Raw genomic sequence first — 13,298 nt, forward strand, 5'->3', positions numbered from 1 at the left:
CACCTACTGACCGGGCACGTCGGCGGGATCGCGCGGCTCCATGCCTTCGGCGATCTTGCGCTCTAGCTCTTCCGCCTGGCCCGGCTCCGTCGGCCCCATGTCGAGCGCCCGGCGCCACTGGAAGCGGGCTTCGTTGCGCCGGCCGACGCGCCAGTAGGCGTCGCCCAGGTGGTCGTTGATGGTGGGGTCGTTGGGCGACAGCTCCACCGCCCGCTCCAGGTGGCGCACGGCGTCGGTGTAGTTGCCCAGCAGGTAGTAGACCCAGCCCAGGCTGTCGACGATGTAGCCGTCGCGCGGCCGCTGGGCGACGGCCTCCTCGATCATCTCGCGGCCGCGCTCCAGGTTCTCGCCGCGGTCGATCCAGGAATAGCCCAGGTAGTTGAGCACGAAGGGCTGCCCCGGCTCCAGTTCCAGAGCTTTCAGGAAGTCGTCTTCCGCCTGCTCCCAGCGGCCGGCGCGCTCGTGCGTGATGCCGCGGCTGTAGAGCCAGGCCCAGTGCTCCGGCCCGATCTCGCCGGCGCGCTCCAGCGCCCGGTCGTAAGCCTCGGTGGCCCTGTCCCAGCGCTCGTTGCGGCGCAGGATGTCGCCCAGCACCACCAGCGGCTCGGCGCGATCGGGATGCGTTTTCGCCACCTGTTCCAGCAGCGCCTCCGCCCCGTCCAGGTCGCCCATGCGCTCGCGGTTGTCGGCCATGCGCAGGCGCGCGGTGTACCAGCCGATCTCGCCGGGCTCCACCAGGGCATAGGCCCGGTTGGCCTCCTCCAGGCGGTCCATGCGCGTCAGCACGTCGCCGATCAGCAGGTCCGACAGGTCCAGGTCCGGGTCCAAGTGCTCTGCCAGGCGGGCGAACACCAGCCCGGTATCCAGCGCGTTGCCCTGGGTCAGCGTCGAGGCGGCGCCATAGAAGGCCTCCGCCATGCCCTCGCGCGCCGTGCCGACGATGGGCTCTGCCGCGGCACCGGCGCGCATGTCCTCCACCGCCGCGTTCAGCAGCCCCGAGGATGCCATCTGGGCGTTGTAGGCATCGATCAGGTTGGTCGCGCGGTCTTCCTGCCCGGTGCGGCGCAGCCAGGAAATCCCGGCCTGCATGGCGCGCAGCGAGAGGTCCGGTGCGTCGTCCAGCAGCGCTTCGTAATGGGTAGCGGCCTCTGCCTCCAGTCCGCCCAGATCGGCGATCAGCGCCGCGTGCAGGGCGTGCAGGTCGAGGAACTGCGGCTGCTGCGCCAGCGGCTCCAGCGCCGCCAGGGCGTCCGCGGGCCGGTCCTGGGCGGCCAGCGTCCACGCGCGTACCAGCGGCGCCATGAAGGAATTCAGCCCGCGCGGATCGGTGCGGGCAATGGTTTCCTCCGCCGCCCGGGCACGCCCGTCGGCCATCGCGGACACGGCAAGGACCAGCGGCGCCACGCCGCTGTCGGGCTCAAGCTCCAGCGTCCGGCGGGCCAGCGGGACCGCGTCTTCGACGCGGCCCTCGGCAATCATGTAGAAGAAGGCCCGGCGCAGAAGCGTCGGGTTGTCGGGATCGCCCTTCAGTGCCTGCTCGAAATAGTCCGCGGCGGCGCGGGTATCGCTCTCGCGCTGGGCCTGGCGCGCGGCCAGGTACTTGCCGGCGGCGGCCGGGCCGGGCGTCAGCGGCGCAGCCTCGCGCACCTTGCCCAGGCCCCAGGCCCGCAGGTCGAGCACGCGGCCCTCGCCGGATTTGGTGGCGGCGGTGCGCGGCGCAGGGGCCTCTCCCTCCGCCCCGGCGCTCGCGCAGCCGGCGGCAGAAAGCGTCAACACCACGGCCAGCGCCGTGGAGCGGAAAAGGCGGTGCGGCAGGGGGCTGAAGGTCATGCAAATCCTTCAATCAGCAGTCGGCGGACCGGTCGCCGCCCCGCGCCGGAAAAGCGGGACGGCAACCGGCGGATCACCTTACATATTGGGGTAGTTGGGGCCGTCACCACCCTGCGGCACCACCCAATTGATGTTCTGGGTGGGGTCCTTGATGTCGCAGGTCTTGCAGTGCACGCAGTTCTGCGCGTTGATCTGCAGGCGCTGGCCGCCCTTGTCCTCGTCCTCCACGTACTCGTAGACGCCGGCGGGGCAGTAACGCTGCTCCGGCCCGTCGTAGTCCGGCAGGTTGGTGGAGGTCGGCACGCTGTCGTTCTTCAGCGTCAGGTGGACCGGCTGGTCCTCGGCGTGGTTGGTGTTGGAGATGAACACCGAGGACAGCTTGTCGAAGCTGATGACGCCGTCCGGCTTGGGGTACTCGATCTTCGGGCACTCGCCGGCCTTCTTCAGCGCCGAGTGGTCGGCGCGGTTCTTGAAGGTCCAGGGTGCCTTGCCGCGGAACAGGTAGGTGTCCAGCGCCGAATAGGCCAGCGCGTACCACAGGCCCTTGTGGAAGGACGGGCGCACGTTGCGCACCTTGTAGAGTTCATCCCACACCCAGCTGTTCTTCACGGCGGTGGTGTAGCTGGTGACCTCGCGCGCCGGCTCGTCCTTGCCCAGTTCGGCGAAGATGCTGTCGGCGGCCAGCATGGCGGACTTCATGCAGGTGTGGGTGCCCTTGATCTTGGGCACGTTCAGGAAGCCCGCCGTGTCGCCCACCAGGACGCCGCCGGGGAAGGTCAGCTTGGGCAGGGACTGCACGCCGCCCTCGGTCAGCGCACGGGCGCCGTAGGAGACGCGGCGGCCGCCTTCCAGCAGGGTCTTGATGGCCGGGTGGTGCTTGAAGCGCTGGAACTCGTCGAAGGGCGACAGGTGCGGGTTCTGGTAGTCCAGGCCGACCACGAAGCCGATGGCGAGTTGGTTGTTGTCCAGGTGATAGATGAACGACCCGCCGTAGGTGTGGCTGTCCAGCGGCCAGCCGATGGTGTGCACCACGCTGCCCGGCTTGGACTTCTCCGGCGAAATCTCCCACAGCTCCTTGATGCCGATGCCGTAGGTCTGGGGGTCGCAGTCCTTGCGCAGGTCGAACTTGTCGAACAGCGTCTTGGTCAGGCTGCCGCGGCAGCCTTCCGCGAAGATGGTGTACTTGGCGTGAAGCTCCACGCCCGGCTCGTAGTTGGCGGTCTTCTCGCCGGACTTGGAGATGCCCATGTCGCCGGTGGCGACGCCCTTGACCGAGCCGTCGTCGTTATACAGCACCTCGGCGGCGGCGAAGCCGGGGTAGACCTCCACCTCCAGCGCCTCGGCCTGCTCGCCAAGCCAGCGGCAGACGTTGCCCAGCGACACGATGTAGTTGCCGTGGTTGTGCATCTGCGGCGGCGTCGGCAGCTTGGTCGCCTTGCCCTCGGTCAGGAAAAGGAAGCTGTCGTCCTTGGCCTCGACCGTCAGCGGCGCGCCCTTGTCCTTCCAGTCGGGGATCAGTTCGTCCAGGGCCCGGGTCTCGACCACGGCGCCCGACAGGATGTGCGCCCCGACCTCGGACCCCTTCTCGATGACGCAGACGCTGCACTCCTTGTCGTTCTCCATCGCGAGCTGGCGCAGCCGAATCGCGGCCGAGAGGCCGGCAGGGCCGGCACCGACGACCACGACGTCGAATTCCATCGATTCCCGTTCCATCCTTCACTCCAAATTCGTGCGGCCCGCTCTTGCGCGGAAGAGGCTTCCCGTTCCCGTGGAACGCCTTATAGCACACAGCGTCCCACTGTATCCAACGATCGCGCGCATTGGGGCGGCGCCATCTGTATTCGCCCGCGCGGTCGTGGTATGCAAACGGCCATGACCGAGACCGCCCGCCCCGACCCCATGGACCTGGATCTCTCGCCCGAAGCCATCCTGCGCTGGTACGCCGACGCGGGCGTGGACGAGTGCATCCTGGAGGCGCCGGTCGACCGCTTCCACCTGTCGGCCGAGCTTCTGGCCGAGGCCGAGGCACGGCGCAAGCAGGCCCCCGCCGCCCGCCCCGAAAGCGCAGGCCCCGCAGGCCGGGCCGCCCCCGCGCGTCAGGCACCGCCGGCGCAGCATCCGGTCTCGCCGTCGGTGGCGCGCGGGCCGGGGGACCGGGCGGGGGAAACCCTTCGCTCCGCCGCCCGCATGGCCGCCGAGGCACAGACGCTCGACGACCTGCGCGCCGCCGTGGAGGCGTTCGAGAGCTGCCCGCTGAAAGTCACGGCCACCAACACGGTCTTTTCCGACGGCAATCCCGACGCCGACCTGATGGTGATCGGCGAGGCGCCGGGGGCGGAGGAGGACCGACAGGGCAAACCCTTCGTCGGCGCCAGCGGGCAGTTGCTGGACCGCATGCTGGCGTCCATAGGCTTCGACCGGACGACCTTCTACATCACCAACGTCATTCCCTGGCGCCCCCCCGGCAACCGCAAGCCGACGCCGCAGGAAGTTGGCATGTGCCTGCCCTTCATCCGCCGGCATGTGGAATTAACCGCGCCCAAGGCCATCCTCATGGTCGGCGGCCTGTCGGCGCAGAGCCTGCTGGACCGGACGGAGGGGATCACCCGCCTGCGCGGCCGGTGGTTCGAGTACGCCTCTCCCAACCTGCCGGCGGCCGTGCCGGCCATCGCGTCGTTCCATCCGGCCTATCTGCTGCGCAGCCCTCAGATGAAGAAACTGGCTTGGCGCGACCTGCTGCTTCTGCGCGAACGCCTGCGCGAGTTGGGCGCCGCACAGTAGTGAGCGGGCCGGTCAACCTCTGCCCCACCCAGTATCGGGGTTGAGGTATTTTACTCCTTTCGATATAAGCATTCGCCATGACTTGTGAAGACTTGCCGCGCCCGCGCCGGCGCCGCCGCCTGACGGCGGGCGCCCTGGCCCTCAGCCTGCTTGTCCCGGCCCTGTCCGCGCCGGCGGCGGGGGAGACGGCCATGGTGCCTGCGCCGCACCCGCCGGCGGCAGCGGCGGACCATCCGGCCGGAGCGGAGGCCAGACAGGCGCCGACAGTGCTGGGGGAGGAGGACGTCGCCCTCTACCGCCGCATCTTCGCCCTGCAGGACGCCGGCGAGATGAACAAGGCCGACGCGCTCATCGGCCAGGTCGGCGACGACATCCTCATGGGCCACGTGCTGTTCCAGCGATACATGCACCCCACCGCCTGGCGCAGCCGGTTCGCCGAGCTTCAGGCATGGATGGCGGGGTACGCCGACCATCCGGGGGCCGACCGCATCCATGCGCTCGCCCGCCAGCGCGGCGACGGCCCGGTCGAGCGTCCGCGCCTGTCGACTCCGCTGACCGGGGCGGGCGGGGCGGAGCATCACGCCTGGCTGCCGCGCGACGACTACCGCCACCTGGGTGCGCGCGACCGCAAGATCGCCATCGGCCTGTGGCGCGCCTTCCGCAAGTGGATCGGCCGGGGCGCGACGCTCAACGCCAAGCTGGTGGTCACCGACGACGACGCCATCCGCCTGCTGACCAAGCTGGACCACGACCGCATGCGCGCCGCGCTCGGCTATGCCTACTTCATTGACGGCATGGACGACCACGCCATGAAATGGGCCACCATGGCCGTTGAGGGCTCGGGCGACCGCGCGCCGGAAGGCCTGTGGACGGCCGGCCTCGCCACCTGGCGGCAGGGCGACCTTGCGACCTCCGCCAAGTGGTTCGAGCGCCTGGCCGGCTCGGAAAGTGCCTCGCCTTGGCTGCGGGCGGCGGGCGCCTACTGGGCGGCGCGCGCCTACCTGCGCACGCGCCAGCCCGAAAAGGTCTCCGGCCTGCTGGCGACGGCGGCGGAGGCGCACCACACGTTCTACGGCCTGCTCGCCCGGCGGGCGCTCGGCCTGCCGCTGCCCTTCCGCTGGCGCGACGAACTGCTGGACCCCGAGGAGTTCGCCCGCCTGGATGCCGAACCCGCCGGCCGCCGCGCCATGGCGCTGGTGCAGGTTGGCCGGCGCGACCTGGCGGAGGCGGAACTGCGCCACCTCTACCCCGGCGCGGACCCGGACCTTGCCCACGCGATCGAGGCCCTGGCCGACGTCGCCGCCCTGCCCTCGCTCGCCATGCGGCTCGGCTTCGTGCGCTCCAAGCGCTTTCCCGAGACGCTGACCGGCCCGCGACTGGACGTGGCCGCGCGCTATCCTCTGGGCCCGTGGAAGCCCATGGACGGCTGGGTGGTGGACCGCGCGCTGGTCCACGCCTTCATCCGCCAGGAAAGCGGCTTCAATCCGGGCGCCCGCAGTTGGGCCGGCGCGCGCGGGCTGATGCAGTTGATGCCAACGACCGCGCAGCTCATGCGCCGCCACGCGGGCATCCCGGCCGAGGCGGGCTCCATCCACGACCCGGCGGTGAACCTGGCGCTGGGACAGGCCTACATCGACCGCCTGATGGAAGAGCCCGAAGTCGGCAACAACCTTTTCTTCGTCGCCGTGTCCTACAACGCCGGGCCGGGCAACCTGATGAAGTGGAAGGCGCGCGAGCGCCACATGGACGACCCGCTGCTGTTCATCGAGGCCATCCCCAGCCGCCAGACCCGCGTGTTCGTGGAGCGCGTGCTGTCCAACTTCTGGATCTATCGCCACCGGCTGGGCCAGCCCCTGCGATCGCTGGATGCGGTGGTCGCGGGCGACTGGCCGCTCTATACTGCGGCCGACCGACAAGACCCACAGACGGCAGAGGCCAAGCATGTCCAAGATCACCGGTGACCGCCCCTTCGTTCCCGTCCGCATCGCGGTGCTGACGGTCTCCGACACCCGTTCCATGGAAGAGGACCGTTCCGGCCAGACGCTGGTCGACCGGCTGGAAGCCGACGGCCACACCCTGGCCGACCGCCAGATCGTCAAGGATGATGTCGAGGCCATCCGCGCCGTCGTCTCGGGCTGGATCGACCGCGAGGACGTGGACTGCGTCATCGCCACCGGCGGCACGGGCGTGACCGGGCGCGACGTCACGCCGGAAGCCTTCGAGGGCCTGTACGAGAAGGCGATCCCCGGCTTCGGCGAGCTGTTCCGCTGGCAGAGCTACCAGAAGATCGGCACCTCGACGATCCAGAGCCGCGCCACCGCCGGCGTCGCCCGCGGCACCTACCTGTTCGCCCTGCCGGGATCCACCGGCGCCTGCAAGGACGCCTGGGACGGCATCCTCCACCAGCAACTGGACAGCCGCTTCCGGCCCTGCAACTTCGTGGAGCTGATGCCGCGCCTGCAGGAGCATCTGAAGGACACCCGCGGCGTGCTGTAAAGCCGCCGCCTGCGCCGCCGTCAGCCGGTCGGCACGGCGGACGCTCCCGGCGGCTGGAGACGGGTGGCGAACGCGCCGCAACCCGATACGCTTGTGGTCGAGGCTGGCCTGTCTACAAGCCTTTGCGAAGATCCGCGGCCTCGTCCACATCGTCGAGCGTGTCGCCCAGCGCGACGCCCGGCAGCAGCCTTGCCGTGTCGGTCAGCGCGTGGGCCGAGGACCAGCGCACCGGCGCCAGCGGCGGCACCGGCTTGCGGGCCCCGATGAGCCAGTATCCGCCGTCCGAGGCGGGACCGAGCACGTAAGGGTGCCGGCGGAGCAGCGCGAAGGCGCGGGCGATGTGGGCGGGCATCACGCCGGGTATGTCGGCGCCGATCAGCACCGCCGGCCCCGACGGAACGGCATTCAGGCAGCGCGCCATGCGGGCGCCCAGGTCTCCGCGGCCCTGGGGCAGGACCTGCCAGCCGCGCGGGCGCCAGGTGTCCGGCGAGACGGCGACCACCGTACACCAGCGCGGATCATCGCCCAGCATGCGCAGGGTGCGCGCCAGGGTGCGGCGATAAAAGGCGGTCGCCGCCACCGGGCCGATGCCGGCGGCCAGCCGCGTCTTCACCCGGCCGAGCACCGGGCGCTTGGCCAATACGATCAGCGTCTGCCGCGCCCTCATGACCGCGCGCCCCGTCCCCGGTAGAGCGCAGCCACCCGCTCGGCCGGGACACCGAGCCACCACAGCGCCAGGCATGTCAGGTTGCGCGCCGGACGCGCCGTCCAGCCATCGCGCCGGTAGCGGATGGCAGAGGTGACGGCGGCGGTCTTCAGCAGCGCGATGCGGCCCCGGCCCAGGCGGCGGACAAGATCCACGTCCTCCATCAGCGGCAGCGGCCGATAGCCCCCGACGGCCTCGTACAGCGCCGCGGGAATGAGCAGTCCCTGGTCGCCGTAGGGCAGGCCCAGGCGCCGGCAGCGCCAGGCCACCAGCCGCTCGACCCGGCGCGCCTGGGGGGCCGGATCGTCCAACGCGAAACGGAAGGCCGCCGCCATGTCCGGGCGGCGCCGCATATGGTCCTGCACCTCCGCCCACCAACCGGCGGCGAGGCGCGTGTCGGCGTGCAGGAACAGCAGCCACTCGCCGCGCGCGACCGCCCCGCCGGCCGCCAGTTGCGGGCCCCGCCCGCGGGGTGCGCTGACGGCGCGGGGCGCCAGATCCGGTGTGCCGTCGATGGAACCGCCGTCGGCAACGATGACCTCGGCCGCCGCACCGGCCTCGCCCAGCGGCGCCAGTGTGGCGGGCAGCGTGGCGGCTGCGTTCAACGTCGGGATGACGACGGACAGACGCGGCGGATCGTAGGGCGGGCTCATGGCAGACGACGGCGGGTCCGGGCTGGAGGAGATCGGTCGGCCAGCCTACCACCGGAAACCGCCTACCCCCAGGTGCGGCAGGCACAAAAAAATGCGGCGGTCCGCCGGACCGCCGCCAAGGTCGAGGGAATTGGCCTGTCGGAGAGTGGTGACGTGCTTGGGATGCCGTACACGTCGAAACAGAGCCAATGCCTCTCAAACACTCTGATGCCGCAAGAGTTCCATGGTGAATTCAGTTTTTCGACAAAGGTTGGCCGGAAACGGAAAGAGGACCGGACAACCCTGTCCGACCCTCTTCGAAATGATGGCGCACCCGGCCTTCCGGACTGCTCGGTCCGTCTTTTCAGGCGGCCGGCATGGTCATGGTCCGGCGAACCATGGTCTTGAAGGCGCTGGTGGAGAACGGCTTGGGCAGCACCCGGTCCTTGGAGACGGCGGGATCGGCCAGCGGGATCTCGGGGAAGGCAGTCACGAAGACCACCGGGGTGTTGCTGCGGCCCGTCAGGCGCCGCGCCAGTTCCACGCCCGAGTCGCCGTTGCTCAGCTTGACGTCGGCGATGATCAGGTCCGGCTCGCCGCCGGCCGCGGCCTCGAAGGCCTCGATGCTGTTGGCGGCGTGGATGCAGTCGCCGTAGCCCATTTCTTCCAGGCTGGCGGCGATGTCCAGACCGATCAGCTGGTCATCCTCGATGATCATGGCGCGCAGCGGCCGGCGCGGAGTCGACAGGTGGCGGCGGCCTTCGATGAGCAGTTGCTCCAGCCGGCGCCGGTCCATGCGCAGGATCTTGGCGGCATCGCCGGGCGTGAAGCCCTCCACCGTCACCAGCGCCACGACGCGACGCTCCGTGGGCGACAGGCCGAACAGCCGGTCGCGGACGTCTGCCAGCTTGGCATCCCGCTCGCAGGCGGCATCCGGTCCGGGAACGGGGCGCGTCGGCACCAGCAGGCCCATGTGGAACGAGCGGAACAGGTCCACGTCATCGGCCGCCGTCGGTCGACCGTCGCCACCGCGACGGAGCGCGCCAACACAGGCTTCCACGGCGGCGTCGGCACTGTGCATGTTGCCGGTCAGGAGGTAGGCGTGTCGACGCAGGCGCGGGATACGCGCGCGCAGGTCTTGAATGGTGAACATCAGTTCATGTCTCCCCGAGTGCTTCCATTCCCCTGAGCGTCGGCGCTCCGCTTATGCCCTTAGTCATACCCCGCAGTATCCGTTCGGGCTGCATATGACGCGGTAGACGCTCCTCGTATCCCCTGCTCATGATAGTCTCACGACGCAGGGAACGTTGTCAATGCGGCAATAATCCTAGGGTTTTCGCACTGCACCATTGTCGACCGACCACACTTCAAACTACGCTGAAAGGACCATCCGCACACCTATTATGGTTCGGAAGCCAGAGGTCGTCTATGACGTTGGGCATATCCCGCCGCCGGACGACACGCCCGCGACTCGAAAAGTGCATGTGTCGACGGTGTACGGCAGGCAGCATCTAGTGCAGCACAGCGCCATGTCCAGATGCGGAAAGGAGATCTCCCCGAACGACCGCGAGGCGCGACCGGTCTGCCACGCCTCGTCCTGGCCTCAACGCCCCTGCGGCGAGCCTGTCAGCGCCCGCCTCCCGCCTCGTCCTCCAGGTCCAGCCCCAGGGCCTCCAGCAGGCGGTCGGGCAGCGGTTCGTCGAGAATCTCTTCGCCCAGGTGGCGCAGGGCCTCTTCCTGCGACTGCAGGGTTTCGACCCGATGCCGCACCTCGGGGTTTTCCTCGATCAGCGCTTCCAGGCGCGACCGGTCCTCGGCGGAGAGGCGCCCCGCGAGGTAGTCGTCGATCGCCGCATCCAGCGTTTCCGACGCCATGGGAGAGCGGTATTGCGTCATCGAGTCCCGATCCTTGACTGTCATTTGCCGCCGGCCTTCCGGTGCGGCTCGAGAAACGCCCTGATGTCCTGGCGCGCCCGTGACAGGCGCGACTTCACGGTTCCCACCGGAACCCCCAGAACGGCAGCGGCATCCTCGTATTCCATGCCTTCCACGGCCACCAGCAGCACGACCTCTTTCTGGATGGGCGGCAGATGGTCGAAGGCGCGCTGAACGTCACGCATGGCGAGTGCTTCCTCCTGACCGCCGGAGATCGCCGATACCGGCTCCTCCGTCTGCTCCACCGACCGTCGCGCTTTCTTGGTCTCGTTGTAGAGCGTGTTTCGCAGAATCGTAAACAGCCACGCCCGCATGTTTGTTCCGGGCTGGAAGCTTTTCAATGCAGCGATCGCCCGGACGAGGCATTCCTGCACCAGATCATCGGCGCGCGCCGAATCGCGGACGAGCATGCGCGCATAGCGGCGCAGGCGTGGCAGCTCGTCCAGCATCTGTTGTCTCGGATCGTCCATATCCCCTCGTCATCCAGACTGCGTGCCCCTCCGCCCTGTTGCGAAAGCGGCTGCGGGAGACGCCGCAGTGGCCCGGCCCGCTGAAACGGCGCGGCATCCTACTACCGCATGGCTTCACGTACCCTTCATGGCGTCTTTCCCGAAAGACAAGCATAATCAATGGCACGCCGAAGGTCGCGGTTGCAGCCTGCGCCGTGATAACCAAAAGAGGCTTACCCAATACGGATAAGGGATCAACGATTCATGCCCGCCGAAGATGCTGCCAGCCCCGCCCTGACCGCCGCCCTCGACCTCGTGGACGAGCATGATACATGGCAGGCGCTGCGCGCCGCCCTGGAACGCGAGGGCCTGGCCTCGGCCATCGGCTCGGCAGGGATCGAACGGGTCCTGCGGGCCTGGCAGGCACGCGCGGCGTGGCGCATGGACGACAACCAGCTGAAGGGCGAACTGTCCCACTGGGCCGACGGCCTGGGCTATGCCGAGCACCTGGACGGCTTCAACGCCATCTCGCCGCGCGCGCTGGTGGACGAGGCGGAGCGGCGCGGCTGGTTCGTTCGCCGCCTCGGCCCGGCCAAGGCCCTGGTGAACCCGCCGGACGGACGGCCGCTGGCTATCCCTTTCCCCGCCGGTTGAGGCGTTTTCCGCCATCCTCACGGGAGCGTGACTCGCGTCGCCGCGCGGGCCGTACCTATATGGTCCGCACGCAGATGGAGGAAATGCCATGCTCATTCGCCGCCGCCGCCCGTGGGACCTGTCGGAAAACGCCGTTACGCCGCACGAGAAATACGTCTCGCGCCGGGCCTTCATGGCCGCCGCGGGCGCCACGGCTGCCGCGCCCGCCCTGCTGGGCGCGGCCCGCGACGCCCATGCGCTGGTGGAGCGTCCGGGCCATAACCCGGCGCTTGAGCCCATCAGCGAAAGCGGGTGGAGCCAGCTCGGCCCCGACGACAAGCTGACGCCCTACGAGGACGTCACCACCTACAACAACTTCTATGAACTGGGCACCGGCAAGGAAGACCCGGCCGAATACGGCCACTACCTGAAAACCGACCCTTGGTCGGTGCAGGTGGACGGCGAATGCGCGAAGCCGGGCACGCTGTCCTACGAGGACTTCGTCGCCCCCCATCCGCTGGAGGAACGCATCTACCGCCTGCGCTGCGTCGAGGCGTGGTCCATGGTGGTGCCCTGGGTCGGCTTTCCGCTGGGCGACGCGCTCAAGCGCTTCGAGCCGACCGGCAACGCGAAATACGTGCGGCTCGAGACCATCCTGGACAAGGAGATGCTGCCCGGCCAGCGCACCAACGTGCTCGACTGGCCCTATGTGGAGGGCCTGCGCATGGACGAGGCCATGCACCCCCTCACCATCCTGGCGACGGGCCTCTACGGCGAGGAACTGCCCAACCAGAACGGCGCGCCGCTGCGCCTGGTCGTGCCGTGGAAGTACGGCTTCAAGTCCATCAAGAGCATCGTCCGCATCACCTTCACCGAAGAGATGCCCGCGACCACCTGGGCGGCCTACGGCGGGGGGTCGGAGTACGGCTTCTATGCCAACGTGAACCCCACGGTGGACCATCCGCGCTGGAGCCAGGCCACCGAGCGCCGCCTGGACGGCGGCTCTCTCTTCTCCCTGTTCGAGCGGCGCGACACGCTGATGTTCAACGGCTATGAAGAGGCCGTAGCCGACCTCTATGCGGGCATGGACCTGCGCAAGTGGTTCTGATGACGTCGGCGGGCTCTGCCCTAGCGCATCCCGCCCGCTGGGGCCGGTCGCCGGCGCTCAAGCCGGTGGTCTTCGCGCTCTGCCTGGTGCCCTTCGCCGAGCTTCTGCTGCGCATGGCCGACCTGGGCCTGTGGGGCGGCCTGGGCGCCAATCCGGTGGAGAGCATCATCCGCTTTTCCGGCGACTGGGCCATCCGCATGCTGCTGGTGGCGCTGGCGGTGACACCGGTGCGTGAACTAACGGGCCTGCAATGGCTGGCCCGGCTGCGGCGGATGCTGGGCCTGTTCGCCTTCTTCTATGCCGTCGTGCACGTGCTGGCCTACGTGGGCATGGACCAGTTGTTTGCCTGGGGCCGCATCTGGGCGGACATCGTCAAGCGCAACTACATCACGGTCGGCATGGCGTCCTTCGTGATCCTTGCCGCGCTGGCCGCCACGTCGCCCAGGCGCATGGTCAAGGCCCTGGGGGGCAGGCGCTGGCAGCGGCTCCACAAGACCGTCTACGCCGCCGGTGCGCTTGCGGTGCTGCACTACGCCATGATGGTCAAGGCCGACCTCACCCAGCCCCTGATCCACGCCGGCATCCTGGCCGTCCTGCTGGCCTCGCGCCCCTTGCTCTCGCTGCGGAAGCGGCGCGGCAGACGGCCCGGAAACCGGCAAGGCGCACAAAAAGGCGACCCCGAGCTACTCCATAGGTCATAATGCCTTTACGCAGTGGTTGTGCGCCGT

Annotated in this window: 13 protein-coding genes; 6 read left to right on the forward strand and 7 right to left on the reverse strand. The window is 69.2% G+C overall.

Annotation, left to right across the window (positions count from 1 at the left end; translation table 11 throughout):
• Window positions 1-3: 3 nt before the first annotated feature.
• Both LG334_RS19925 and LG334_RS19930 read right to left on the reverse strand, forming a co-directional pair.
• Entirely contained in the window at window positions 4-1,830 is a 1,827-nt protein-coding gene (locus tag LG334_RS19925) for a tetratricopeptide repeat protein (protein ID WP_404380791.1), read from the reverse strand.
• A 78-nt stretch (window positions 1,831-1,908) separates the two neighbouring features.
• Entirely contained in the window at window positions 1,909-3,543 is a 1,635-nt protein-coding gene (locus tag LG334_RS19930; RefSeq protein WP_404380793.1) for an electron transfer flavoprotein-ubiquinone oxidoreductase, read from the reverse strand.
• Between the two features lie 159 nt (window positions 3,544-3,702).
• Between LG334_RS19930 and LG334_RS19935 the strand changes: the two genes are divergently transcribed.
• The 3 genes from LG334_RS19935 to moaB all read left to right on the forward strand — a co-directional run bounded on the left by LG334_RS19935 (window position 3,703) and on the right by moaB (window position 7,107).
• A complete protein-coding gene (locus tag LG334_RS19935; RefSeq protein ID WP_404380795.1) occupies window positions 3,703-4,611 on the forward strand; it encodes a uracil-DNA glycosylase family protein in 909 nt (302 codons plus the stop codon).
• Window positions 4,612-4,688: 77 nt separating this feature from the next.
• Complete coding sequence (locus LG334_RS19940) at window positions 4,689-6,572, forward strand: transglycosylase SLT domain-containing protein (protein ID WP_404380797.1); 1,884 nt, start codon at window positions 4,689-4,691, stop codon at window positions 6,570-6,572.
• Window positions 6,553-7,107, forward strand: a complete 555-nt coding sequence (moaB, locus tag LG334_RS19945; protein WP_404380799.1) for a molybdenum cofactor biosynthesis protein B — start codon at window positions 6,553-6,555, stop codon at window positions 7,105-7,107. The genes LG334_RS19940 and moaB overlap by 20 nt, the downstream gene beginning before the upstream one ends.
• Before the next feature lie 112 nt (window positions 7,108-7,219).
• On the opposite strand, the gene LG334_RS19950 is transcribed toward moaB, so the two are convergent.
• The 5 genes from LG334_RS19950 to LG334_RS19970 form a co-directional block, all read right to left on the reverse strand.
• The gene (locus tag LG334_RS19950) at window positions 7,220-7,774 is read right to left on the reverse strand and encodes a DUF2064 domain-containing protein (protein ID WP_404380801.1); all 555 of its coding nucleotides are present in this window, start codon (window positions 7,772-7,774) and stop codon (window positions 7,220-7,222) included.
• Window positions 7,771-8,466, reverse strand: a complete 696-nt coding sequence (locus LG334_RS19955; protein WP_404380803.1) for a TIGR04283 family arsenosugar biosynthesis glycosyltransferase — start codon at window positions 8,464-8,466, stop codon at window positions 7,771-7,773. Before LG334_RS19955 ends, LG334_RS19950 begins: the two co-directional genes overlap by 4 nt.
• Window positions 8,467-8,809: 343 nt before the next feature.
• Window positions 8,810-9,598 (reverse strand): response regulator, encoded by a 789-nt coding sequence (locus tag LG334_RS19960; RefSeq protein WP_404380805.1) that lies wholly within the window; start codon window positions 9,596-9,598, stop codon window positions 8,810-8,812.
• Between the two features lie 473 nt (window positions 9,599-10,071).
• Window positions 10,072-10,341 (reverse strand): anti-sigma factor family protein, encoded by a 270-nt coding sequence (locus LG334_RS19965; protein WP_404380807.1) that lies wholly within the window; start codon window positions 10,339-10,341, stop codon window positions 10,072-10,074.
• A 20-nt stretch (window positions 10,342-10,361) separates the two neighbouring features.
• A complete protein-coding gene (locus LG334_RS19970; RefSeq protein ID WP_404380809.1) occupies window positions 10,362-10,829 on the reverse strand; it encodes a sigma-70 family RNA polymerase sigma factor in 468 nt (155 codons plus the stop codon).
• Window positions 10,830-11,093: 264 nt separating this feature from the next.
• Here LG334_RS19970 and LG334_RS19975 point away from each other — a divergent pair, with 264 nt between their 5' ends.
• From LG334_RS19975 to LG334_RS19985, 3 genes are all read left to right on the forward strand, one after another.
• Window positions 11,094-11,483, forward strand: coding sequence for a hypothetical protein (locus tag LG334_RS19975; protein ID WP_404380811.1), 390 nt, complete (start codon window positions 11,094-11,096; stop codon window positions 11,481-11,483).
• A gap of 88 nt (window positions 11,484-11,571) precedes the next feature.
• Complete coding sequence (msrP, locus tag LG334_RS19980; protein ID WP_404380813.1) at window positions 11,572-12,570, forward strand: protein-methionine-sulfoxide reductase catalytic subunit MsrP; 999 nt, start codon at window positions 11,572-11,574, stop codon at window positions 12,568-12,570.
• Complete coding sequence (locus LG334_RS19985) at window positions 12,570-13,271, forward strand: sulfite oxidase heme-binding subunit YedZ (RefSeq protein WP_404386416.1); 702 nt, start codon at window positions 12,570-12,572, stop codon at window positions 13,269-13,271. Before msrP ends, LG334_RS19985 begins: the two co-directional genes overlap by 1 nt.
• Window positions 13,272-13,298 lie beyond the last annotated feature (27 nt).

It is taken from the genome of Caenispirillum salinarum (assembly GCF_044803115.1).
In the GTDB taxonomy this organism is placed as follows: domain Bacteria; phylum Pseudomonadota; class Alphaproteobacteria; order Rhodospirillales; family Rhodospirillaceae; genus Caenispirillum; species Caenispirillum salinarum_A.

What these genes read in the sequence shown, in the direction of transcription:
- LG334_RS19925 (WP_404380791.1), bottom strand. Translation starts at nt 1,830, where the DNA reads ATGACCTTCAGCCCCCTGCCGCACCGCCTTTTCCGCTCCACGGCGCTG.
- LG334_RS19930 (WP_404380793.1), bottom strand. Translation starts at nt 3,543, where the DNA reads ATGGAACGGGAATCGATGGAATTCGACGTCGTGGTCGTCGGTGCCGGC.
- LG334_RS19935 (WP_404380795.1), top strand. Translation starts at nt 3,703, where the DNA reads ATGACCGAGACCGCCCGCCCCGACCCCATGGACCTGGATCTCTCGCCC.
- LG334_RS19940 (WP_404380797.1), top strand. Translation starts at nt 4,689, where the DNA reads ATGACTTGTGAAGACTTGCCGCGCCCGCGCCGGCGCCGCCGCCTGACG.
- moaB (WP_404380799.1), top strand. Translation starts at nt 6,553, where the DNA reads ATGTCCAAGATCACCGGTGACCGCCCCTTCGTTCCCGTCCGCATCGCG.
- LG334_RS19950 (WP_404380801.1), bottom strand. Translation starts at nt 7,774, where the DNA reads ATGAGGGCGCGGCAGACGCTGATCGTATTGGCCAAGCGCCCGGTGCTC.
- LG334_RS19955 (WP_404380803.1), bottom strand. Translation starts at nt 8,466, where the DNA reads ATGAGCCCGCCCTACGATCCGCCGCGTCTGTCCGTCGTCATCCCGACG.
- LG334_RS19960 (WP_404380805.1), bottom strand. Translation starts at nt 9,598, where the DNA reads ATGTTCACCATTCAAGACCTGCGCGCGCGTATCCCGCGCCTGCGTCGA.
- LG334_RS19965 (WP_404380807.1), bottom strand. Translation starts at nt 10,341, where the DNA reads ATGACGCAATACCGCTCTCCCATGGCGTCGGAAACGCTGGATGCGGCG.
- LG334_RS19970 (WP_404380809.1), bottom strand. Translation starts at nt 10,829, where the DNA reads ATGCTGGACGAGCTGCCACGCCTGCGCCGCTATGCGCGCATGCTCGTC.
- LG334_RS19975 (WP_404380811.1), top strand. Translation starts at nt 11,094, where the DNA reads ATGCCCGCCGAAGATGCTGCCAGCCCCGCCCTGACCGCCGCCCTCGAC.
- msrP (WP_404380813.1), top strand. Translation starts at nt 11,572, where the DNA reads ATGCTCATTCGCCGCCGCCGCCCGTGGGACCTGTCGGAAAACGCCGTT.
- LG334_RS19985 (WP_404386416.1), top strand. Translation starts at nt 12,570, where the DNA reads ATGACGTCGGCGGGCTCTGCCCTAGCGCATCCCGCCCGCTGGGGCCGG.